This is a genomic window from Pseudomonas sp. Leaf15 (assembly GCF_001421425.1).
GTDB lineage: Bacteria > Pseudomonadota > Gammaproteobacteria > Pseudomonadales > Pseudomonadaceae > Aquipseudomonas > Aquipseudomonas salomonii.
Window position 1 is genome coordinate 263875 of sequence record NZ_LMKI01000023.1, and the last position, 22489, is coordinate 286363.

Consider the following 22489-nt stretch of genomic DNA (forward strand, 5'->3'; position numbering starts at 1 on the left):
AGTAAAGCATCTCCCTATTGGTATGCATTGGGCATATCCACGGCAGGAGCTTTATCATGGCAATAAATAAAGATGACCTCATCAACGCGCTCGCCAGAGGATGAAAAGCCTGGAGACGCTGACTCAAAATCTGACGCGTACTGCTCCTGATTACGTAACATCGTGTTACGCATAATGTATATTATGTTAAATTATGTATCACACACTGGCGATGGTAAGTCAGCACCGCCACGCGCTCAGTTTGCAGCCCGCCCCGATCCAAGGCCGGCCCACGGTTCGCCAATCCCCCACGACGAACCCTATTCCGATTGGGTTACAGCGTATAAGAGATCCCCACTTGCACCGTACGCGGCTCACCGGGATAAGCGTAGAAGTTCAGGAACGAGCCTTCGTCGTACTCACGGTTGAACAGGTTCTTCACGTCGAGGTTGAGTCTGACCTTTTCGTTTACCTTGTAATAACTGAGCAAGTCGACGACGGTGTAAGCCCCCATCGAGAACGTGTCATTGGCGGTCTGCCCGGCACGTTCGGCTACGTACTTCCCACCTGCGCCAAGGCCAAACCCTTTGAGCGCGCCATCCTGAAACTCGTACACGTTGAGCAGGCTGAAGCTATTGCGCGGAATATTCGCCAGACGTGTTCCGGAGCGCACGGTCGTGTCTCTGGTCACTGCGGCATCCACATAACCATAGCCACCGATCATGCGCCATTCGGGCGTCAGGTTACCGGCCACGTTCAGATCGAAGCCGCGGCTGCGAACTTGACCTGTCGCGACATTGAAGGCCGAGTCAACCGGGTCGACACCCTGGACATTTTTCTTCTCGATCTGATAGATCGCCGCGTCAACGCTCAACTGACGGTCCAGCGCTTCCCACTTAACGCCCACTTCGTAGGACTTGCCCTTCTCCGGCTCGAACCCGCCGCCTTGACGACTGGCACCCGTGTTGGGCTTGAACGAGCGCGCGGCGTCCGCGTAGATCGCAACCGTGTCAGTGAGGTCATACATCACCCCGATGCGCGGCGTGACGGCGTTGTCGGCGGCGTTCCAGTTTCTCACACCGGGCACGTAGGATTCGTACTGGTGCTCGAAGCGCTCAAAGCGCGCACCGGCGAGCACCTTTAAACGCTCGGTCAGCGCCACTTGATCCTGGACGAAGGCGGCGTAAGTCTTGAGGTTTTCTTTATCGTGGGTCGGCGTACGCGTCAGCGCCGGACGTGGCTGGCCATAGACCGGGTTGAAGATATCGATTGGGAAAGCTCCCGCCGCGCCGCTGGAGCGTTGGATGATCGACTTGTAGTCGTAGTCCTCGTACTCGATGCCGGTCAGCAACGTGTGATCAAGGCCGCCCGTGGAAAAGCGCCCGGTCAGGTTCAGTTGATAGTCCTGGTCGGTCCAGTCCAGCTTGCGGTAGTTGAAGTTGCGCTGGAGGGTTCGGCCATCGGCGTTGAGGCTGGTGGCATTGTTTGCCTCAACACCATTGCCCTTCATCGTACCGTCCAACCACTGCACACCACCGCCCAGTGTCCAGTTGTCGTTGAGTAGATGCTCGAAGCGCAACTGAGCCATGTTGTTATCGTTGTGCAGGTTACCGGCGTACTTTTCACCCCAGAAGGTCTCACGGGACGGCGTGCCACCCTGGTTGGCGAAGCGGGTCAGGCCTCGATCCAGCGGATGATTGTTACGCATGAAGTCGCCTTCGAAAATTACCTTGGTGTCGTCATTGACCTGCCAGCTCAGTACCGGCGTGACCCCATAGCGTTCGGTCGAGACATGGTCGCGGAAGGTGTCGCCGCCCTCTCCCACCACGTTGAGGCGATAGGCCAGGCGGCCTTGCTCATCCAGCGGGCCGGAGGCATCGAGGGTGCCGCGCTTCATACCCTGATCATCCACCTGGCTACCCAATGTGACCGTACGTTCAGGCAAAGGCTGTTTGGAGACCACGTTGAAGGTACCGCCGGGATCGCCGCGCCCATAGAGCATCGTCGCTGGCCCGCGAAGCACTTCAAGGCGCTCAATGCTGTTGGCGTCCGGCATGCTGGGATAGCCCCGGTTGATCGGAAAACCGTTGCGGTAGAACTCTGCAGTTGTAAACCCACGCACCGTGAAGCTGGTAAGCCCTTGGCCACCGAAGTTGTTCGCTCGGCCGACGCCGCCGGCATAGTCCAGGGCCTCCTGCAGGCGCGTCGCACCAATGTCCTCGACCACGTCCTTGGGCACTACGGTGATGGACTGTGGCGTCTCATGAATTGAGGTGTCTGTGCGCGTGGCACTGGCAGAGCGTGTGGCGCGATACCCTTTGACAGGCCCCTGAGCCGTCTCGGCGTCTACGTCTCCCGTGACATTGATGGCTTGCAACTCAAGGCTGGCATTTTCGCTGCCGGCCACCTGCGCCCAGGCAACAGGGGCAACCGCCTGAAGTACGCAGAGAGAAATCAGGGTATGACGCATGGATTTTGGACCTAATGGATGAGCGGACGGGAAGGTAAACCTGCCTGGAATTCGGGGGGCATGATATACCAGCAAATCTCATTTGCCACTCATTCTCATTTGTCTTTTTTCGAGTATCGGCTTTGTACCTATGCCATCCCAGGGCCGGGATGGCAGGGGCAATTTCTCTAACCTGCTTCGACTGCCTTAAGGACGCCGTAAATCTCGGAAACCACCTGCCCTGTTGCCTGTTCAATCGCCCCTTCATTACGGCACAAAACCCAACCCTGATCTTGCGCCGCTCGCACGAACGCCTGGGTACATTCGACATGCTCCTGCAGCGTATGGATCAACGTACTGCCCAACCCGCGCCGTCGCTGCGCGGCCCTCGACCATGAAATCTCGGGGTCGGTGATAACGCCCACATGCAGGTCCGGCACTTGCACGTGTCGGTCCAGGTTTAACTGCAGTATGTCTACGAACGGGACTGTGCGGCGAAACGCGGCATCTGAAGGGTACCAACGGTCTATCAGGATAATGCTGTCAGGTGGCTGTTTAGTCAGCACGTGCCGGGAAATCCAGAGCCGGCTATCCGCAAAGCGCTCACACACTCTCCACTCCGAATCATCGGTGGGGTTTCTGGCGTGTGCGTTGACCAGGGCCATGGTTTCAGCCCTGTAGGGATCGCTTTTTCTCTCGCAAAGACGGATCACCTTTTTGTTGTCTGCCCGCAGTGCTTGGGTAACGGCTTCCAACAGCGTGGTTTTCCCTGTGCCTTTAGGCCCATCCAGGGAGACAAATAATGGACGATTCATGCTTCACGTAATGATGGATAAGTGATGAGCACCTTAACGTAGTTTGGGGCCGATGACGCTTGGCAATGCTATGGCTCACGCAGCAAAAAAGACGTGCCCCATGCCAACGGCTCCAACCCCAGGTGCACCGCCAGGCTCTGGCCGATATCGGCAAAACTGGCTCGCTCGCCCAACCACCCCGCCGCCACGCCTGCACCATAAGCCAGTACGGGCACATGCTCACGAGTATGGTCGCTGCCCGGGCGCGAGGGATCGCAGCCGTGGTCGGCGCTGATGATCAGCAATGTCTGCGGGTCCATCAACGCCAATAACTCCGGCAGCCTGCGGTCGAAGGCTTCCAGCGCGGCAGCGTAGCCGGCCAGGTCTCGGCGGTGCCCGTAGAGCATGTCGAAGTCGACGAAGTTGGCAAACACCAGGCTGTTGTCGGGTGCTTCCCGGTAGGCCTTGAGCGTGGCATCGAACAGCGCGTCGTTGCCATCGGCCTTGTACAACCGGCTGATGCCTCGGTGAGCGAAAATATCGCCAATCTTGCCCACCGCGTGCACGGTGCCGCCGGCGTCGCAGAGGCGATCAAGCAGCGTCGCTGACGGTGGCGGCACGGTGTAGTCGCGGCGATTGCCGGTGCGGCGGAACTGGCCCGCGTGCTCGCCGGTGAACGGTCGGGCAATGACCCTGCCGACCGTGTATTCATCACACAAGGTGCGCGCGATTTCACACACTCGGTACAGTGCTTCAAGGCCGAAATGGCTTTCATGGGCGGCGATCTGCATCACGCTGTCGGCCGAGGTGTAGCAAATCGGCTGCCGGCTGCGGATGTGCAATTCCCCCAAATCGTCCAGCACCGTGGTGCCCGAGGCATGGCAATTGCCCAGGATGCCCGGCAACCCTGCCCGCTCGATCAGGTCGGCCAGCAGTTGGGGTGGAAAGGACTCGGTCGGCTGCTCGAAATAACCCCAGTCAAACAACACTGGCACGCCCATCATTTCCCAATGCCCGGACGGCGTGTCCTTGCCGGATGATTGCTCGCGCGCATGGCCAAAGGCGCCGATCGGTGTCGCGTCGCCCCAGTTGCCTGGCAGCGGGCCATTGCCACTGGCCGCCGCTGCGGCGCCCAATCCCAGCTGGCCCAGGTTCGGCAGGGTCAAAGGTCCGCGTCGCAATGGCCCATCGGCCTCACCACGGGCGCAGGCTTCGGCGATATGGCGCAAGGTGTCGGCGCCGGTATCGCCAAACAGCGCGGCGTCGGCACTCGCGCCGATGCCCAATGAGTCCAGCACTAATACGATGGCCTTGCTCATAGGATTGCCTGGATCAATTCGCGCGCGGCCGGGCTTTCACCGCCCAGCCGATACGCTGCGCGCAAGGCGGATGCGCCCTGCCCGGCCTGCTCTTGGGTGCGCGCGTGTACCCAGCCCAGAGGCCGTGTTGCATTCACCTGTTCGCCGACGAAGGCCAACTCGCTGAAACCCACGGACAGGTCCAGCACGTCGTCCGGATGGCTGCGTCCACCGCCCAAGGTCACCACCGCCAACCCCACGGCGCGGGTGTCGATCTCGGTGACACAACCCTCCTCCTCGGCCCACACCGGCACCGACACGGCAGCCTTGGGTAAATGTTCATCTGGTTTGTCGGTAAAACCCTGCGGACCGCCCAGCGCAACCACCATCTGTTCAAAGCGCTGCAAGGCCGCGCCGCTCTGCCAGGCTTGAAGCAATTGATCACGGGCCTGGGCCTCGTCCCTCGCCAGGCCGGCCATCGTCAGTGCCTGGGTGGCCAGCGCCAACGTCACCGCCCACAGGCGCTCGCTGCGCACTTCGCCCTTGAGCAAAGCGACCGCTTCAGCCACTTCCAGGGCATTGCCGGCACTGCGGGCCAGCGGCTGGTCCATGTCGGTGATCAGGGCGCGGATGTTGACTCCGGCACCGTTGGCCACTGCGACGATACTGGCGGCGAGTGCTCGCGCCTGCTCAGGCTCAGCCATAAAGGCGCCGTTGCCGGTCTTCACATCCATGATCAACACATCGAGGCCGGCGGCGAGTTTCTTGCCGAGGATCGACGCGGTGATCAGGTCTATCGACTCCACCGAACCTGTTACATCACGGATCACGTACAAGCGCTTGTCCGCCGGCGCGAGGTTGGCGGTCTGGCCGATGATCGCGCAGCCGACTTCAGCCACCACCGCACGCAGGCGTTCGGTGCTGGGGTGGCAGTCGTAGCCGGGGATGCTTTCGAGCTTGTCCAGGGTGCCGCCGGTATGCCCCAGGCCGCGCCCGGAGATCATCGGCACATAACAACCGCAGGCCGCCAGTAAGGGCGCGAGCAACAAGCTGATCATGTCGCCGACGCCGCCGGTGGAATGCTTGTCGACTATAGGCCCCGGCAGTTCCCACTTCAGTGTCTGGCCGGAGTCGCGCATTGCCTCGGTCAAGGCAATGCGTTCGCTCACGTCCATGCCCTTGATGAACACCGCCATGGCGAACGCCGCCACTTGCCCATCGCTGAGGCTACCGTCGGCAATGCCGGCGACGAACCGTTGAATGTCGATAGCGGCCAGGGCATGCCCGTCGCGCTTACGGCGAATCACTTCTTGTGGCAACCACATACTGCGCTCCTTACAGCGAAATGAAAAAGCCGACAATCGCCGCGCTCATCAGGTTGGAAAGCGTGCCGCCGATCATGGCCCGCAGGCCCAGCCGTGCCAGTTCCTGACGCCGTTGCGGGGCGATGCCCGTGAGGCCGCCCAGTTGGATCGCAATCGAGGACAGGTTGGCAAAGCCGCACAGGGCGAAGGTGACGATCACCTGGGTGTGTGCCGACAACAGCGGCACTCCGGCTGCGGCGGCCTTGTCTGCGGTCAGGTAATTGGCCAGGTCGGCATAGGCGACGAACTCGTTGAGCACCAGTTTTTCCCCGATAAAGCCGCCGGCCAGCACCGCCTCATGCCACGGCACCCCGAGCAGAAACGCGATGGGCGCCAACACGTGCCCGAGCACCAGTTGCAAGGTCAACTGCGGGTAGCCGAACCAGTTGCCCGCCCAGCCGAGCAGCCCGTTGAACAAGGCGATCAACGCGATAAACGAAAGCAGCATCGCGCCCACCGCCAAGGCCAGGCGCAAGCCGACCTGTGCGCCCTCGGCAGCCGCGTCGATGATATTGGTCGGCCGATTCTCGGCCTGCCCCAGCTCTTCAATCACCTCGTCGGTGCGCGCCGCTTCGGTTTCCGGCTCCATAAGCTTGGCCATCAACAACGCCCCCGGCGCCGACATGAAACATGCGGCGATCAGGTACTTGAGTTCCACCCCGAGCCCGGCGTAACCCAGCAGCACCGAACCTGCCACCGCGGCAAAACCACCGACCATCACCGCGAACAACTCAGAGCGCGTCAGCTTGGCAATGAACGGCCGCACCACCAGCGGCACCTCCGACTGGCCGATGAAAATCGCCGACGTCACCACCATCGACTCGACCCGACTGGTGCCCAGCAACAGGCGCAGGCCGCCGCCCACCAGCCGGATAATCCAGCCCATCACGCCGATGTAATACAGCACCGAGATAAAGCTGCCGAAGAACACAATCATCGGCAACACCCGGATAGCGAATACAAACCCGCCATTGCCGAACACTTCAAACATGTGCGGCGAACTCAAACCGCCGAACAGAAACTCGATGCCTTTGTTGGCATAAAGCTGCAGGGAGGCTACCGCGCCCGACAGCGCGGCGAGCACCGTCTGGCCCCAGGGCACGTACAGCGCAAAAGCGCCGATCAACACCTGAATCACAAAGGCCACCGAAACGGTGCGCCAGTTGATCGAGCGTCGCTGGTGGGATAAAGCAATGGCAATGACAATAAGGGTCGCTATTCCGACAAGACTGATCATGCAGGCGTCTCAACAAGGGACCAAGCGGACGCAGGCCGATTGGCCTGCCCAGGATTAGAAAGCGTCGAAGGCGCCCGGCAACAATTGCGCCAGGGTCCAGATACGCGTGGCAGCAGGGTCACTGCCCTGGCAAATCACCACTGCATCCTTGGCCATCAACTCCAGCATCACCTGGCGGCAGGCACCGCAAGGGCTTATCAGTGAAACGTTGGGTGCGTAAACCGCGATGGCCCTGAAACTGCCCGGCGCATGGCCCTGGCTGATGGCACTGAACAAAGCGCTGCGTTCGGCACAATTGGTCAGCCCGTAGGAGATATTCTCCACGTTGCAGCCCAATACGACCTCACCGTCGGCGGTCAGCAACGCTGCGCCGACCGGAAATTTGGAATAAGGCGAATACGTACGCTCGGCCGCCCGCTTGGCCTGTTCCATCAAACGCTGTTCAATTGTCATTTACAGGGGCATCCCATTTTCTTGCGAGCACGTCCAGGGAGGTCGTGACGCTCTTATGGGTGTTATTAAAATAACATTTGATGTGAATACTCAATCTTTATTTTTGCGCGTGGGCAAAAGCGGGGGATGTACTTTCACAAGTAATTTCCTTTGCCTCTAGGTATGCTCCGCGTTTATTGCCTATCACTGCCACCGGGATGCCAGCCCACGCCTCTGCTGCCCAGGCGCAGCTTATGGAGCCGTATCCTCAAGGACGTTTGAACGATGAGTACCCCCGCGCTGGACATCAGCAGCCTGTCCCCTCTGCCTTACCACCAGCAGGTGGTCGGCTACCTGAAAACCAGTGAACCTGCCGTGTGGAACTGGGCCTCGTCCCTGGGCGTTCAGCAGGAACATGCCCAGGATGTGCGCGCGCAATTGTTGCGCGACACCTATCGCCTGAACCCCGAGACTCATCCGCAGGCCTATCAAGCCTGTGCCACAGCGTTGCAGCACTTGCAGATCGAGGCTCCCGCCACCCTTTACCAAGCCGGCGATGGCGCGATGAATGCCAGCCTGTATTACCTGGCCGGTGAAGTGCATGTGGTGTTCTATGGCCCCATTCTTGAACGACTGGACGCCCAGGAACTGTTGGCGTTGCTGGGGCATGAACTGGCCCATTACCGTTTATGGTCAGAGCACGACGGTGACTACCTGACCGCCGAGCGCATTCTCAATCACGCAATGGCGGATGCGAATACGCCACCGAGCCTGGAACAGACTGCGCGTTTATACAGCCTGCACACCGAGATCTACGCCGACCGTGGTGCGGCCCTGGTTGCCGGCGGCCCCGAAGCGTCCATTACTTCGCTGGTCAAGATCCATACCGGGATTGTCAGTGTCGACGCAGCCAGTTATTTGCAACAGGCCCGCGAGCTGGACGGCAAGGACGCGCAACTGTCTCAGGGCGTTTCGCATCCAGAGACGTTTTTACGCTCCCAGGCGGTTGAGAGTTGGTGGCGTCAGTTGCCGGAGACAGACGCCTGGTTGCACAGGCGGTTACGCGGGCCATTATCGCTCAACCGCCTGGATGTGACCGACCAGATCGAGCTGACCGCCCTCACCCGTGGGTTCATTGCCAACTTTACGGGCGCCAGCGTGTTGCAGTCGCAGGTTGTGCTCAATCAGGTCCGTGGCTTCTTCCCCGACTGGAAAGACAATGAAGCACCGCTGGACCTGGCCACCCTGAATGCCGAGCGTATCGACGCGAGCATCCACGAATACCTGCACTTCATCATGCTCGACCTGAGCCTGGTGGACCGCGACCTGCGTGACGAAGCCTTGCTGCATGCTGCGCGTACCGCGAAGAAGCTCGGCAGCGCCGACGACTTTATCAGCGTACTCAAGCGCGACATCAAATTACCCAAACGTGAGCTCGACCCGATCGTTCGCGCACTCAAAGCGGAGGTCGACACATGGACCCAGTAAACCCACCCGTCACATTCACTCAGGTGCTACAGGCCCACGATGGCGCCGCCGTGCCCATCGACGACGTGCTGTTCCTGGCCTTGCCGCTGCTGCGTCAGGTGGCGCAGTTGCATGAACTCGGGCGTGTCGCCCAGCTCAGTTACCTGGATGTAATACAAGGGCCAGAGCGCACGCTGCAACTGCGCAACCCCGAGGGCGTGCTGCCACGCCTGGCTCTGGAAGCGATCAAACAGGTACAGCCCAATCCGGAGTCGGCACTCAATATCGTCGGCAAGGTACGCCTGACCCGGGATTCAGCCAGTGGTGTGACGATTACCGACCTGCAAGTCCAGGAAGACCTCCACCAAGCCATCGACCACCCGGTGTTCCTGACGGGGTTGCACAGCTGGGAGCATAACGTCGGGCATCACGACGAGATCACAGATATCTTCCAACTCGGCCAGGTGTTGGCGTGCCTGGCCTGCGGTTTGGATTTTGCCGACATCAACGACCTGAAGACGTTTGCCCTGCACCGGCGCAACCTGTTCCAGCTCAATAGCCGGCTCAATCCGGTGCTGGCCAACCTGATCGTCGAGATGACTGAGCTTAACCGTCATGAACGCGCCACCGCTGTCGACTCGCTGATGCGGCGCCTGGAGTCCTGGCGCGAGCAGCCGGCGAGCCTGGATGTCGAACGCGTACTGGCCCAGGCTGAAGGCCCGGCCTCAAGACGGACTGTCGTGCTGGAGCATCTGCGCAACCGGCTGTTTGACCTGTCGCGGCGTAATCGCCTGCTGTACTTCCGGCCGACTCAGGCCAACGTCAATTTGACCGTGGCCAGCGTGCCGCTGGTGATGCGTATCGAAAGTATCCGTCCCGAGGCGTTGTGTACCTGGCAGCCTGCCTTCGGTGGTTTCTCGGAACAGATACTCAGTGGCAAGGCTGTGGGTCTACAACAATGGCTGCGGTTCGAGGACCAGACGTGGCTGCAGGCGTCACTGGAACGCATCATCCAGGAAACCCGCCGTGACCGCGCCGAATTCGGTTTCAGCAACCTGCGCCTGGTCGCCGCGTTCATGCGCTGGCACAACCTCAAGGACACGCCAGAAGAACGCATCGTCACTCCGTTGCTATGGCTGCCGGTGGAACTGAGCCGCAAAAAGGGCGTACGCGACCAGTTCATGTTGCAGTGCGATGAAACCGAGGCCGAGTTCAACCCGGTCCTGCGTCATCAATTGCGTCAGCTCTACGATATCCAATTGCCGGAAACCGTCGACCTGCAGAAGATTTCTCTGGAAGACATTCACGCCGATATTGCCCGTCAGATCAAACTGACCGAGCCCGGCGTCGAATTGCGCCTGCAAAGCAAACCGCAAATCGAGCTGATCCACCAGAAGGCGGTGCAGCACCTGCACCACTTCCAGCGCCGCCGCGCCCGTCAGCGCTCGGCCATGCCCTTGGTCAAACCGGACTTCAGCTACGACCGCGAAGACTATCGACCGCTGGGCCTGCAATTGTTCCAGCAAAAGGTGCTGCCCAGTGAGTTGCCGTTGCGTCTGGCGGTAGGCGCCAAACCGTCACTGCGCAGCCAACACCCGCAGATGGTCGCCAGCAGTACCGAAAACAGCACGTTCGCCCTGCCCGACAATCAGGGGCACAGATATGCCTGGGACATCGACCTGACCCAGGTGACCTTGGCCAACTTTAACTATCGCAAGATGTCGCTGGTGCGCGACTACGCGCAGTTGATCGACGAGCCCGCCCGCAACGAAGCGTTTGACCGCATGTTCTCCATCGAGCCGCGGGAGGTTGAAGTCCAGACCCCGGACCCGATTCCGTTGCCCGAACAATGGAATGTGGTGGCAGGTGATGCAACGCAAAATGCGGCTGTCAGCCTGGCCCGTACCGGGCGTAACTTCATCATCCAAGGCCCGCCTGGCACCGGTAAGTCCCAGACCATTACCAATCTGATCGCTGACTACGCCGGTCGTGGCCTGCGGGTACTGTTTGTGTGCGAAAAGCGCGCGGCGCTGGATGTGGTATTCCACCGCCTGCAACAGAGTGAACTGGGCGATTTGTGCTGCCTGATCCACGACTCCCAGACCGACAAAAAGGCCTTCGTGGGCAACCTGCGCGAGTGTTATGAGCGCTGGATCGCCGGTGATGCGCAATCGCAGCAACTGCAAGCCCGGCGCAGCGCCACAGTTGCTTCCCTGAGCCAACAATTGGGTCTGATCGAGCGTTTTGAACAGGCCATGACCGAGGTGCCTGAACCCCTTGCCTGTTCGGTACGTGAACTGGTGCGTCACCTCATCGAACTGCCGGCCGTCACGGCCGAGCTGCCTCCCGAAGCCTTGGAGCGCCTGCCGCAGTGGCGTCACTGGCAGGCACACAGTGAGCTGACCGGCCGCGTGTACCAGGCAATCAATGAGCGTTTCGGCCTCGACAGTTTTGCGCGCCACCCTTTCAGCCATTTGGCCTCCGGCCTCATCACCCACGAGCACGCCTACGGCCAGCTCAAGGCATTCCTGGATGAAGCCAGTGGGTTGATGGACAGCGTCGAGGAGCTGCTGGAGTCACCTGTGAGCCTGCTGTCCAGTGACACCAGCCTGACTGACGCGTGCCTGCTGACCCAGGCAGCCGAGCAACTGACCAGCGCCAATCTGGCCGAGCACCTCGACTTGCTGGAGCCAGGCTCTCCCGGTTCCCAGGCGCTTAGCACCGAACAAGCGGCGTTGCAGGCACTGACCGTGCAGCAACACAACGCCTGTGAGGCCACTCGCCATTGGCGCGACAAGCTCGCGCCCCAGGACACCCAAGCCGCCCAGGATCTGGTGCAACGCCTGGAAGGTTCGGTGCTGCGTTGGCTGCAACCGTCGTGGTGGCGTCTGCGTGGCGAACTGCAACGGCGCTACGACTTCAGCCAACACGCGGTCCAGCCCAGCTATCGCAGCGTGCTCGACAACCTGGCTGCCGAACACCGCGCCACCACCGAGTTGCAGGCCGAACAGCAGCGTCTGCAAAGTCGCTACGGTATAGCGGACATCAATGTATTCGTGCAAAACCTGCAAGACCTGCTCCACCAACTGAGTGCGTCACCGTTGCTGCGTCAGTGGGTCGACGGCCTGCGCGGCAACGTGAATTCCCTGCCCGGCGTGCGTCAGGAAGCCAGCCTGCGCCAACCAGTGGCGCGCCTGGCCGAATCGGTGGCGCAGTATTGTGTGTTTGAAGCCGCACCGAGCCTGGGGGCGTTGGCCGAATACCTGCGTGACCTGCGTGAAGAACTCGAAGAATTGCCCGACACCCTGCCGCTGCTCAATGAGCTGCACCAGGCTGACCCCGCTTGCCTGTCGGCCATGCAACAGCACGCCCTGACGCAGCCGGCACTGGAAGGCTTGATTGCCCAGGAAAACCTCACCCGGCTGTATCGCGCGAATCCGCAACTGGCGCGTTTTGACGGCCCGGCCTTGAGCCTGGCAGCGCGTCAAGTCAGCCAGGCGCAAAGTAACCTGCTCAAGCACAATGCCCACGTGCTCAGTGCCTCACTGCACCAGCGTTTTCTCGAGCATGTGAAGCAGTCGGCGATGTCGGTGACCCAGCTGGACGCTCAGGCCCGCGAGTTCAAAAAAGTCTATGCCAAAGGCCGCCGCGAACTGGAGCACGAACTGGGCAAGACCATGCGCTATCGTTCCATCCGCGAGATGGCAAGTGGCGACAGTGGTCGAGTGATCAATGACCTCAAGCCCATCTGGCTGATGAGCCCGCTGTCGGTGTCCGACACGTTGCCATTGATTCCGGACCTGTTCGACGTGGTGATTTTCGACGAAGCCAGCCAGATCCCCAGCGAAGAAGCCGTACCGGCATTGAGCCGTGCACAGCAGGTGATTGTGGTGGGTGACGAAATGCAGTTACCACCGACCAACTTCTTCTCCAGCGCCGATGACCAGGACGACAGCGAACTGATTGCCATGGAAGACGGCGAACAGATTGCAATCAATCTCGATGCCGACAGCCTGCTGAGCCAGGCCGCGCGTAATCTGCCGGCGACCCTGCTGGCCTGGCACTACCGCAGCCGTCACGAAGCGTTAATCAGCTTCTCCAATGCGGCGTTCTACGAAGGGCGACTGATCACCATTCCCGACCGCCGGATCGAGCGCCCTGCCCCGGCCCAGGCCGCCCTTGACTCCACGGATGCCCAGGCAGTGGCGCAAGGCGCAGACACCTTGCTGAACAGCCCCATCAGCTTCTTGAAGATGAGCGATGGCGTGTATCTCAGCCGCAGTAACCTGGCCGAAGCGCGGTATATCGCCAACCTGGTGCGTGAACTGCTGCAGCGCGAGACAGGTTTGAGCCTTGGCATCGTCGCCTTCTCCGAGGCCCAGCAAGGCGCCATCGAGCAGGCGCTGGAGGACTTGGCCGCCAGTGACTCGGCCTTCGCCACGCGCCTGGAGCGCGAGTACGTGCGGGAAGACGCCGGGCAGTTCAATGGTTTGTTTGTCAAAAACCTGGAAAACGTTCAGGGCGATGAACGCGATGTGATCATCTTGAGCATCTGCTACGCGCCAGGTCCTAACGGCAAGATGCTGATGAACTTCGGCCCGATCAACCAGCGCGGCGGGGAAAAACGCCTCAATGTGATCTTCAGTCGCGCGCGCAAACGCATGGCGATTGTCTCCAGCATCGAGGCGGACGCTATCACCAACACCCACAACGATGGTGCTGCTGCGCTGCGCGCCTTCCTGCAGTTCGCCCAGGCCAGCGCCAGTGGCGATGCACCGCGCTCCCAGGGCATTCTCGCTAACCTCAACCCCGGCGCCAAGCAATCCTTCGCCGTCGATTTACCCAAGGACAGCCTGCGCAGCGCCCTCGCCAGCGCGCTGCGCAAACGTGGGCACAAGGTGCAGGAATATGTGGGGCGTTCGCAGTTTCGCTGCGATCTGGCAATCAGCGACGCCAATGGTGAGCACTTCAGCCTCGGCGTGTTGCTGGACAGCGATACGGCCGCTACCGCTGACGTGCGTGAACGCTATATCTTTCGCCCAACCGTGTTGCGCAGTTTTGGCTGGAAGATTATCGATATACCCAGCCAGGACTGGCTACGGAACCCGGAAGATGTGCTCGATGGCATCGAGGCGCTGCTGAGGGGTGACGAAGTTAGCGCCCTGCCGGAACCTGAAGAGACCGTCGAGCCGGAGGCGGTCGAGGCCCATTTACCGCCACCCCTGGAAGCGACGCCAACCCTGCGCGAGTTCACGTTCGGTGAAGGCAACTCGAACAAGTTCTGGCGTATCGGCGTCACCGGGGCGGACGTAGTGGTGAGCTTTGGCCGCATCGGAACGAAGGGCCAGACGTTGATCAAGTCGCTGGAAAGCCCCGACCGTGCACTACGCGAGGCAGAAAAACTGATCGCAGAGAAGTTGCGTAAAGGCTATCAAGAGCAGGTATGACGACACCAAGGCGCCCACATCGGGCGCCGCCACACATCACTGGCCCGTGTATCAACGCCTCGGAATCTTAAGCCCGAGGCTTTCGCGTAACGTCGTGCCTTCATACGCCGTGCGGTACACACCGCGTTCCTGTAACAACGGTATGACTTCCTGCGTAAACCGCGTGAACTGCCCCGGATGCCCAATATAAATATTGAACCCATCCACCGCCCGCGCCTCCAGCCAATCCGCCATTTTCTGCGCGACAGTATCCGCCGTGCCCACAAACGCCCCCGGCCGCAGTTGCCGGCCAAATTCAACCGTCTGACGCAAGGTAAACCCCTTCTCCCGCGCCTGATCGGCAATGCGCTTGGCATTGGTAAAAAAGCTGCTGCGTGCAGCTTCCAGGCTCTCCTGCGGAAACGGCGCATCCAGGTCGTATTGGCTGAAATCATGCCAGCCGAAATTACGCCCGAACTCCTTCAGTGCCAGCTCAAAACTATGGTCGGCCTGATGGTAATACTGCTCGATTTCACGCGCCTGTTCGTCGGTGTCGCCCACATAGATTTCCGCGCCGGGCATCACCAGCAATTGCTCCGGATCGCGCCCGTGTTGCAGCGCCCTGCCCTTTATGTCCCGGTAAAACGCCTGGCCCTGCTCGATGCTGGCGGCGTGGGTGAAGATCACATCCGCCGTGGCGGCGCCGAGGTCGCGGCCTTGTTCGGAGTCACCGGCCTGGAAGATCACCGGCTGGCCCTGGGGCGAGCGTTGGATATTCAGCGGGCCGACCACCGAAAAGTGCTCGCCCTTGTGGTTCAGGCTGTGCAGTTTGCTCGGGTCGAGGAACTGGCCTGTCGCACGGTCGCGCACGAAGGCGTCGTCTTCATAGGAATTCCACAAGCCCTGCACCACCTGGACGTGTTCGGCGGCGCGGCCGTAGCGGGTGTCATAGTCGTAATGCTCGTCACGGCTGTAATTGCCGGCCGTGCCGGCATCGCCGCTGGTGACCACGTTCCAGCCGGCGCGGCCCTTGCTGATCAGGTCCAGAGAGGCCAAACGCCGTGCCACGTTGTACGGCGAGTTATAGGACGTTGTCAGCGTGCCGACCAAACCGATATGGCGGGTGCTCACGGCCAACGCCGATAACAGGGTCAGCGGCTCCAGTCGGTTTAGGTAATGGGACGGCGAGCCGGGCGTGATGAACTGACTGTCGACGATAAACATCAAGTCGAACAACGCGGCCTCGGCCTGGCGGGCAATGTCGATGTACCAGTCGACGTTGACGCTGGCATCGGCCGGTAACTCGGGATCAAGCCACAGGTTGTGGCGGCCGGGGCCACCGCAGCCCATCGTCAGGGCGCCAAGTTTCAGCTGTCTTTTAGTCATTGATTAAGTGTTCCTTGAAGCGTTTTGGCCACGGCGGGTTGCAAGGCGGCCGCGAATGAGTCGTCGAACAGGCTGGCCGCCGAATAGGATTTGACCAGGCCCTGGCTGGCAAAAAAGTCCACGGTCTTTTGCGCTTCCACCGGCGACTGGGCCGTGACCGGCTCGACCGTGGTGCGCGCACGGGCAAACCAGGCGCGGGCGATGTCGGCATCGGCGCGGGTGCGTTTGGCCCAGGCATCGGCATACGCATCGGCATTGGCCGGGCTTTGGCGGGTCCAGTCCCGGGCCTTTTTCAGGCGCTGGAGAAAATCAGTGATTGGCGCACGCTTGGCCTCGATAGCCTTGGCGTTGGCGGCGATGAAACTCTGGGCCGGGATCAGTCCTTCCGCCGTCGCCAATACCCGTGCGCCCTGGCGTTCCTGCTGGGTAACGTAGGGTTCCCAGGTGGCGATCACATCGACCGAGCCGCCTTCCAGCGCATGGGAAGCATCCAGCGCGCTGAGGTAGCGCAGTTCCAGTGAGTCACGTGGCACATCCGCTTTGTCCAGCGCCGTCATCAGCAGCTGCTGGCTCCAGGAGCCTTTCCAGACGGCCGCGCGCTTGCCGGCAAGGTCCGCAAGGCTGTGGATCGAGGAGTCTTTTCTGACCAGAATCGCCACGCCTTCGAGGTTCTGTCGGCTGATGCCAATTACCTTGATCGGCGCGCCGAGTGCGCCCAGGAACAGCACCGGCGCATCCCCCAGCAGGCCGATGTCCAGGCTGTTGGCATTCAGCGCTTCGGCGACGGGCGAACCGGCGGTGAATTGCTTCCATTCCAGCGTGTAAGGCAGATCGTTAAGCACGCCCGCAGCTTCCATCACGGCCTGGGCGTTGTAGCTTTGATCGCCAACCACCAGCGTTTGCGCGTGCGCAGTCAGGCATAGCAAGGCGGCCGTCATGCCGGCCGCCAGTGTTGTCAGGTAACGCACGTTTTTCTCCAAATGCCTGTTTATAAGGAGAGAGAAGATGAGGGACTGACCACGCGGTGTAAAATACTGAAAATGCATATCCTAATTCTATAAAAATGCGGAATATGCATTTTATAGACTTCATTGCGTGCGCAGCTCAGGGGCCGGTATTGCCTGGTGCCCGGCACCACCGACACTGGCTTGAGTCCACCCATCCCCAGATGCACCTGCTCGCGACGCCGAACAACCGGGCCCCGTGCCCGTGGCGGTGCCAGGCCACAGCCGGTAACCTGAGCGCTCACCCACGCTGACCACCGAGGCGGCACTTGGATTATTTCGCTGCGCTCACCGCCTTCGTCGAAGCCGCCGAAGGCAATAACTTCTCCCGGGCGGCTGAGCGACTGGGCATCAAGGCATCCACGGTCTCGCGCTACGTGAAGGATCTTGAGCAGGATTTGGGCATCGCCCTGTTCAATCGCTCGACACGCACGCTGCACCTGACCGAAGGCGGCCAGACGTTTCTGCTGCACGCCCGCCGTGTGCTGGATGAGCTTGAGCAAGCCAAGGCCGCGACCTCGGCGCTCAACCAGCAACCGCGTGGGGTGCTCAAACTCAATTTGCCGCCGGCGTTTGCCCGACACCATATCCTGCCGGTGTTGAACCTGTTCCTGGCGCGCTACCCGCAAATCAAGCTGGAATTGGTGCTGGATAACGCCCAGGTCAACCTGATCCATTCAGGCGTTGACCTGGCGATTCGGATTGGCGCCCTGCCCGACTCCACGCTCAAGGCGCGCAAGATCTGCGCGGGAAAGTACCTGCTGGTGGCCAGCCCGGGGTTTTGTGCGCAGCACGCGGCCCCGGCGACTCCGGCGGACCTGGCCGGCCTGCCCGCCATCCTGAGCACGCATGATGTTGCCTTCGAGGCCGGTGGTGAAGTCCTGCCGCTGGTATACGGCGACTGTATCCGCATCAACGACCTGGACGCGCAGTTGCTCGCTGCACGCCAAGGCCTGGGCTTTGCCTTGCTGCCTGATTGGCTGGTGAGCAAAAGCGTTGAGGCGGGTGAGTTGCAGGTCTGGTTGCCGCACTGGAACATCCTAGGGGCTGAACAGGCGTTTGCGGTGTGGTTTGTCTACCCGCCCAAGCGCATCGTGTCGTCCAAGGTGCGCTGTTTTATCGATTTTGTCGTCGAACAGCTGGGTGAAACACCGTATTGGAAATAAGGCCGACCTGAGCGGCTGGCACTAAGGCAAAACCTGTGGGAGCAGGCAAGCCAGCTCCCACATTTTGACCGAGTACTGTCAGCTGAAGCGAATATCCAGCGCCCGCAGGTAGGTTTGCAGCCCGGCGTCCTGAATCGGGATCAGGAATGCCTCGGTGTCCGACTCGTTGAAGTGCGCATGCCAATAACCCGGTGGCGTGACGAACGCCAGGCCTGGCGACCAGTCGACCCGCACCGGGTTGCGGATCTGGCCGTCGGCGTCCAGCTCCGTGCCCACCAGTGAATAACAGCCCTTGGGGCAGTCGATAATGAAGTCCAGTGCAATCGACTGGTGCCGGTGCGGCTTCTGGATCGAGCCCGGTGGCAGGATGCCGTACATGGCCCAAAGCACATGCGTGACGGTTCGGGTCTGGGGGAAATTGCGGTTGCCGAGCAAAATGCTGATGCGGCTGCGGTCCTGGGCACGGGGGTCATCCGCGGCTTCCCGCAGCTTCTGGTTGGCCAGCGCGGCGGGGTACAGCGTCGGCACGAAGCGGTCGCTGCTACGCGTCACACCCAGGTAGCGCAACAGCGGTTCGTCATGCACGTAGTACAGGCGAGCATCCTGTGACGCACTGAAACGCGCGGGCTGCAGGCCAGGCAGCGCGATAAAGCAACCGCTCGACCATGGGATATCATGCTCGCCCTGTACCACCCGGCCCTCGCCTGCGATGACATAAAACACCTGTGAGGTCGCATTGGGGTGCAGGTCCAGGGCATCACCGGCGTTCAAGCGAATAAAGTTGGCACACAACCCCGGCCCGGTCGCCGGGCCTTCACAGCCCAACGCGTCACTGAGGTCCAGCGCGACCACCCGCGAGGCGCCGCTGTCGTACAGCGAGGCCGGGAAGCTGTGGTAGGGAATGCGGGTAATCAGGTTGGCACTGATCGGGTTGGCCGCCTTACTGTATTCGAAGTACTCGGCGTCCACTTGCTCGTTTGGCACTGCATCGGTCAGGTCGGGTTTGAATTCGCGGTTCATCAATCACCTCAGGCTTGGGCGGGTTTGAATCCACTATAGGCATCGCGTTTGTAGAGATTAAGCACTCCGTCGGCACAGCAGTTGTGCAGGATGGGGCGGCTCTGCCCTGTGACGGTGCAATCAGCCTGTCCAGCGCCTGAGTGTGAACCGATGATCCATGTGTTCGGCGTGTATCTCATGCTCAAACGTCATAATCCCCGGTTCCTCTGCGTGGTAATCTTGGCGCCACCACGAATAGACATTGATCGTCACATGACGATGACCAAAGCCAGGAAAGAACATGCCAAAGATTTCTCACTCAGCGTTGCGCCGCAACTTCCGTGAACTGCTTGCAAAACACATCTGCGTTGAAACCGCCTCCGTCTTCGACCCCATGTCCGCGCGCATCGCCGCCGACCTGGGTTTTGAAGTCGGCATCCTCGGTGGTTCGGTCGCCTCGTTGCAGGTACTGGCAGCCCCCGATTTTGCGTTGATCACACTGAGTGAGTTCGTTGAACAGGCCACCCGCATCGGCCGCGTCGCCCAACTGCCGTTTATTGCCGACGCCGACCATGGTTACGGCAATGCGCTGAACGTGATGCGCACGGTCGAAGAGCTTGAGCGTGCCGGTGTGGCCGCGTTGACCATTGAAGACACGCTGTTGCCAGCGCAGTTCGGGCGCAAATCCACCGATTTGATTTCCGTCGAGGAAGGCATCGGCAAAGTCAAGGCGGCGCTGGAAGCGCGCGTTGACCCGGAGCTGTCGATCATTGCGCGCACCAATGCCGGCGTGCTGCCCACCGAAGATGTCATCGCACGCACCAAGGCCTACGAGAAAGCCGGCGCGGACGGCATCTGCATGGTTGGCGTCAAAGACTTCGACCACCTTGAGCAGATCGCCGCCAACCTGACGGTGCCGTTGATGCTGGTGACCTACGGCAACCCGCAGCTCAATGACAGCGAGCGCCTGGCGGCCCTGGGCGTGCGCATTGTGGTGGCCGGCCACGGCGCCTACTTTGCGTCGATCAAAGCCACTTACGACAGCCTGCGCGCCCAGCGCAAGCTGACCAGCAGCACCTCCAACCTCAGCGCTACGGAGCTGACCCATACCTACACGTTGCCGGAAAGCTACGTGGCCTGGGCTGAAGAGTTCATGGACGTTAAAGAGTAATTGTCGCTGATCGGTTTTAGGTGGGAGGGGCTTGCTCCCACATCTGACCGCAGCCAGGCAAATGCAACAGTGTTGTTACAAGCCCGAATTAAAGTGTGCACATTCATATAGCCATTACTGATAAAACGATGGCGATGATGAATATTTATATAAGTGCGTTTAATTTAGTTAAAAAATCCGCCGCAGAGACTGCGGCGGCAAACCAAAGGTTTTTGTCGAAGCAGAGCGGCTAAGACCCGACGAACGCTACACCTTTAAAAAATTAAACGAGGTGAAGTTTAATTAATCCAGTTTAATCCGCGCCACCGCTGCACCCCTCGAAAAATATGATAAAAATCAGCTTCGACAACTACGTCGAGCACAATAAAAACAGCATTACGCTCACCTGAAACATCTGCCATACAACCTTAAGCGCTATCCAAGCATGCGGTGTTTCTGTGCACGCGTTAATTATTCCGGGGAAGTAACAACATGATCAAACAGTGGAGCCTGTTAACGCTGGCGGTGTGCGCCAGTATCAGCCAAGCGGCCCTCGCCGAGTCGGTCAGCGACCAGGCCGATTCCAAAGGTTTTATCGACGGCAGTAGCATTACCGGGTTGTTGCGCAACTATTACTTCGACCGCGACCGTCAAAGTGGCAAGGCCGACAACCGCGACTGGACCCAAGGCGCGATGCTCAACTACGCCTCGGGCTTTACCCAGGGCACCATCGGCTTTGGTGTGGATGCCTACGCCTACGGCGCGATGAAACTCGACGCCACCCACGCCGATGCCGGCACCGGTGAACTGCCGACCAACCGCAATGGCGATCCGGAGAATGGCTATGGTTCGGTGGGCGCTGCGGTAAAGATCAAGGTCTCCAAGACCCAACTCAAATTCGGTGACATGCAACCCACCGCGCCGGTATTCGCCACCGGCGGTACGCGCATTCTGCCGCAAACCGCCACCGGCTTTGACCTCACCAGCAGCGAAATCGCAGGCCTGGACCTGGAAGCCGGGCACTTCACCAGCACCAACAGCGGCATGACCAGCAACCATGACCACGACATCTACGCGACCTACGCCAACGTGGCGGCCAACAGCGCAAGTTTTGTCGGCGGCAAATACACCTTCACGCCATCGTTGAGTGCGACCCTGTATGCCGGCGAGCTGGAAGACATCTGGCGCCAGTACTACACCAACCTCAACTACGTGATCGCGCTGGGGCATGACCAGTCACTGGCGCTGGACGGCAACCTGTACCGCACTCTCGACACCGGCAGCGCCAAGGCCGGGGCCATCAACAACACCACCTACTCGGTGGCGGCGGCCTACTCGTTCCTGGCGGCGCACACCCTGACGCTGTCGTTCCAGAAAGTCCACGGCGACACGCCGTTCGACTACATCGGCACCGGCAACAATGGCGCGGGCGAAGGCGGTGATTCGGTGTTCCTCGCCAACTCGATCCAGTGGGGTGACTTCAACGGGCCGGGCGAACAGTCGTGGGGCATTCGTTATGACCTGAACATGGCCAGCTACGGCGTACCGGGCCTGAGCTTCATGACCCGCTACGTCAACGGCTCGGACATCAACGGCACCCACACACCCACCAACAGTGCCTACGCCGGCGACTATGGCGCCGACGGCGACCACCACGAGACCGATGTGGAAGCCAAATACGTGCTGCAAAGCGGCCCGGCGAAAAACCTGTCGTTTCGCCTGCGTGACGCCATGGTTTCATCCAATGCAGACCAGCGCGACGGCAAGTTGAATGAACTGCGGGTGATCGTCGACTATCCGTTTACCCTGCTGTAATCAATCCAGGCTCAGCCGCTCGCGCATGCCTGCGCTGGCGGCTGGACCGGCCTGCACCACGCAGCCTTCCCACCCCACCACCACGCCTTCGGCGGTTGCCATCATCGGCTCCAGCAACTGGCCGGTCTCGCGCTCCACCACCTCCACGCTGCGGCCTTCTTCGGCGTAATGCCGATTGCCCCACGCCACCAACGCCATCAGCACCATGCGAAAGTCTTCGCCCTTGGCTGTCGGCACGTATTCGTAACGTGGCGGCCGCTCGCTGTAGGCGCGGCGCTCGAGCATGCCGGCCTCCACCAAACCATTCAGGCGGCGCGTCAGCATGTTCGGCGCGATGCCCAGGCTGCGCGAGAACTCATCAAAACGTCGCAAGCCGTGCAGCGCGTCACGCATGATCAACATGCTCCACCACTCCCCTACCCGTTCAAGGCTGCGGGCGATGGGGCATTCGTCGCTGACAAGGGATTTGCGTTGCATGGAGGTTCCTGTGTGCGGGTGCAAAAGTGTGTGACGCCATGTTACT

The 22489-nt window shown here is 60.6% G+C and carries 15 protein-coding genes; 5 read left to right on the forward strand and 10 right to left on the reverse strand.

Annotation, left to right across the window (positions count from 1 at the left end):
* Positions 1-313: 313 nt before the first annotated feature.
* The 6 genes from ASE80_RS17435 to ASE80_RS17460 all read right to left on the reverse strand — a co-directional run bounded on the left by ASE80_RS17435 (position 314) and on the right by ASE80_RS17460 (position 7574).
* Entirely contained in the window at positions 314-2449 is a 2136-nt protein-coding gene (locus ASE80_RS17435) for a TonB-dependent siderophore receptor (protein WP_056860027.1), read from the reverse strand.
* 167 nt (positions 2450-2616) lie between these two features.
* Positions 2617-3243 (reverse strand): dTMP kinase, encoded by a 627-nt coding sequence (locus ASE80_RS17440; protein WP_056860028.1) that lies wholly within the window; start codon positions 3241-3243, stop codon positions 2617-2619.
* A 68-nt stretch (positions 3244-3311) separates the two neighbouring features.
* On the reverse strand, positions 3312-4541 hold the full coding sequence (locus ASE80_RS17445) for a phosphopentomutase (RefSeq protein ID WP_056860029.1): 1230 nt from the start codon (positions 4539-4541) through the stop codon (positions 3312-3314).
* The gene (deoA, locus tag ASE80_RS17450) at positions 4538-5845 is read right to left on the reverse strand and encodes a thymidine phosphorylase (protein ID WP_056860030.1); all 1308 of its coding nucleotides are present in this window, start codon (positions 5843-5845) and stop codon (positions 4538-4540) included. Before deoA ends, ASE80_RS17445 begins: the two co-directional genes overlap by 4 nt.
* Before the next feature lie 10 nt (positions 5846-5855).
* Positions 5856-7121 (reverse strand): NupC/NupG family nucleoside CNT transporter, encoded by a 1266-nt coding sequence (locus tag ASE80_RS17455; protein ID WP_017135630.1) that lies wholly within the window; start codon positions 7119-7121, stop codon positions 5856-5858.
* A gap of 54 nt (positions 7122-7175) precedes the next feature.
* Positions 7176-7574 carry a cytidine deaminase gene (locus ASE80_RS17460; RefSeq protein WP_082463638.1) on the reverse strand — a complete coding sequence of 133 codons (399 nt, stop codon included), beginning with the start codon at positions 7572-7574 and terminating at the stop codon, positions 7176-7178.
* Between the two features lie 264 nt (positions 7575-7838).
* Here ASE80_RS17460 and ASE80_RS17465 point away from each other — a divergent pair, with 264 nt between their 5' ends.
* Both ASE80_RS17465 and ASE80_RS17470 read left to right on the forward strand, forming a co-directional pair.
* Positions 7839-9041 carry a M48 family metalloprotease gene (locus ASE80_RS17465; protein ID WP_056860031.1) on the forward strand — a complete coding sequence of 401 codons (1203 nt, stop codon included), beginning with the start codon at positions 7839-7841 and terminating at the stop codon, positions 9039-9041.
* Positions 9029-14467: a WGR domain-containing protein gene (locus ASE80_RS17470; protein ID WP_056860032.1), complete on the forward strand. Its 5439-nt coding sequence runs from the start codon at positions 9029-9031 to the stop codon at positions 14465-14467. Before ASE80_RS17465 ends, ASE80_RS17470 begins: the two co-directional genes overlap by 13 nt.
* Before the next feature lie 51 nt (positions 14468-14518).
* On the opposite strand, the gene ASE80_RS17475 is transcribed toward ASE80_RS17470, so the two are convergent.
* Both ASE80_RS17475 and ASE80_RS17480 read right to left on the reverse strand, forming a co-directional pair.
* Complete coding sequence (locus ASE80_RS17475) at positions 14519-15832, reverse strand: LLM class flavin-dependent oxidoreductase (protein ID WP_056860033.1); 1314 nt, start codon at positions 15830-15832, stop codon at positions 14519-14521.
* Positions 15829-16800, reverse strand: coding sequence for an ABC transporter substrate-binding protein (locus ASE80_RS17480; protein ID WP_056860034.1), 972 nt, complete (start codon positions 16798-16800; stop codon positions 15829-15831). The genes ASE80_RS17475 and ASE80_RS17480 overlap by 4 nt, the downstream gene beginning before the upstream one ends.
* A 305-nt stretch (positions 16801-17105) precedes the next feature.
* Between ASE80_RS17480 and ASE80_RS17485 the strand changes: the two genes are divergently transcribed.
* On the forward strand, positions 17106-18002 hold the full coding sequence (locus tag ASE80_RS17485) for a LysR family transcriptional regulator (RefSeq protein WP_056860035.1): 897 nt from the start codon (positions 17106-17108) through the stop codon (positions 18000-18002).
* A 78-nt stretch (positions 18003-18080) separates the two neighbouring features.
* Here ASE80_RS17485 and ASE80_RS17490 read toward each other — a convergent pair whose 3' ends face one another.
* The gene (locus tag ASE80_RS17490) at positions 18081-19022 is read right to left on the reverse strand and encodes a cupin (RefSeq protein ID WP_056860036.1); all 942 of its coding nucleotides are present in this window, start codon (positions 19020-19022) and stop codon (positions 18081-18083) included.
* A gap of 280 nt (positions 19023-19302) precedes the next feature.
* On the opposite strand from ASE80_RS17490, the gene ASE80_RS17495 reads away from it, so the two are divergent.
* Together ASE80_RS17495 and ASE80_RS17500 are read left to right on the forward strand one after the other, a co-directional pair.
* Entirely contained in the window at positions 19303-20172 is an 870-nt protein-coding gene (locus ASE80_RS17495) for an isocitrate lyase/PEP mutase family protein (protein ID WP_056860037.1), read from the forward strand.
* Between the two features lie 471 nt (positions 20173-20643).
* A complete protein-coding gene (locus ASE80_RS17500; RefSeq protein WP_056860038.1) occupies positions 20644-21966 on the forward strand; it encodes an OprD family porin in 1323 nt (440 codons plus the stop codon).
* On the opposite strand, the gene ASE80_RS17505 is transcribed toward ASE80_RS17500, so the two are convergent.
* The gene (locus ASE80_RS17505) at positions 21967-22443 is read right to left on the reverse strand and encodes a winged helix-turn-helix transcriptional regulator (protein ID WP_056860039.1); all 477 of its coding nucleotides are present in this window, start codon (positions 22441-22443) and stop codon (positions 21967-21969) included.
* Between the last annotated feature and the right edge of the window lie 46 nt (positions 22444-22489).

What these genes read in the sequence shown, in the direction of transcription:
- ASE80_RS17435 (WP_056860027.1), bottom strand. Translation starts at nt 2,449, where the DNA reads ATGCGTCATACCCTGATTTCTCTCTGCGTACTTCAGGCGGTTGCCCCT.
- ASE80_RS17440 (WP_056860028.1), bottom strand. Translation starts at nt 3,243, where the DNA reads ATGAATCGTCCATTATTTGTCTCCCTGGATGGGCCTAAAGGCACAGGG.
- ASE80_RS17445 (WP_056860029.1), bottom strand. Translation starts at nt 4,541, where the DNA reads ATGAGCAAGGCCATCGTATTAGTGCTGGACTCATTGGGCATCGGCGCG.
- deoA (WP_056860030.1), bottom strand. Translation starts at nt 5,845, where the DNA reads ATGTGGTTGCCACAAGAAGTGATTCGCCGTAAGCGCGACGGGCATGCC.
- ASE80_RS17455 (WP_017135630.1), bottom strand. Translation starts at nt 7,121, where the DNA reads ATGATCAGTCTTGTCGGAATAGCGACCCTTATTGTCATTGCCATTGCT.
- ASE80_RS17460 (WP_082463638.1), bottom strand. Translation starts at nt 7,574, where the DNA reads ATGACAATTGAACAGCGTTTGATGGAACAGGCCAAGCGGGCGGCCGAG.
- ASE80_RS17465 (WP_056860031.1), top strand. Translation starts at nt 7,839, where the DNA reads ATGAGTACCCCCGCGCTGGACATCAGCAGCCTGTCCCCTCTGCCTTAC.
- ASE80_RS17470 (WP_056860032.1), top strand. Translation starts at nt 9,029, where the DNA reads ATGGACCCAGTAAACCCACCCGTCACATTCACTCAGGTGCTACAGGCC.
- ASE80_RS17475 (WP_056860033.1), bottom strand. Translation starts at nt 15,832, where the DNA reads ATGACTAAAAGACAGCTGAAACTTGGCGCCCTGACGATGGGCTGCGGT.
- ASE80_RS17490 (WP_056860036.1), bottom strand. Translation starts at nt 19,022, where the DNA reads ATGAACCGCGAATTCAAACCCGACCTGACCGATGCAGTGCCAAACGAG.
- ASE80_RS17495 (WP_056860037.1), top strand. Translation starts at nt 19,303, where the DNA reads ATGCCAAAGATTTCTCACTCAGCGTTGCGCCGCAACTTCCGTGAACTG.
- ASE80_RS17500 (WP_056860038.1), top strand. Translation starts at nt 20,644, where the DNA reads ATGATCAAACAGTGGAGCCTGTTAACGCTGGCGGTGTGCGCCAGTATC.
- ASE80_RS17505 (WP_056860039.1), bottom strand. Translation starts at nt 22,443, where the DNA reads ATGCAACGCAAATCCCTTGTCAGCGACGAATGCCCCATCGCCCGCAGC.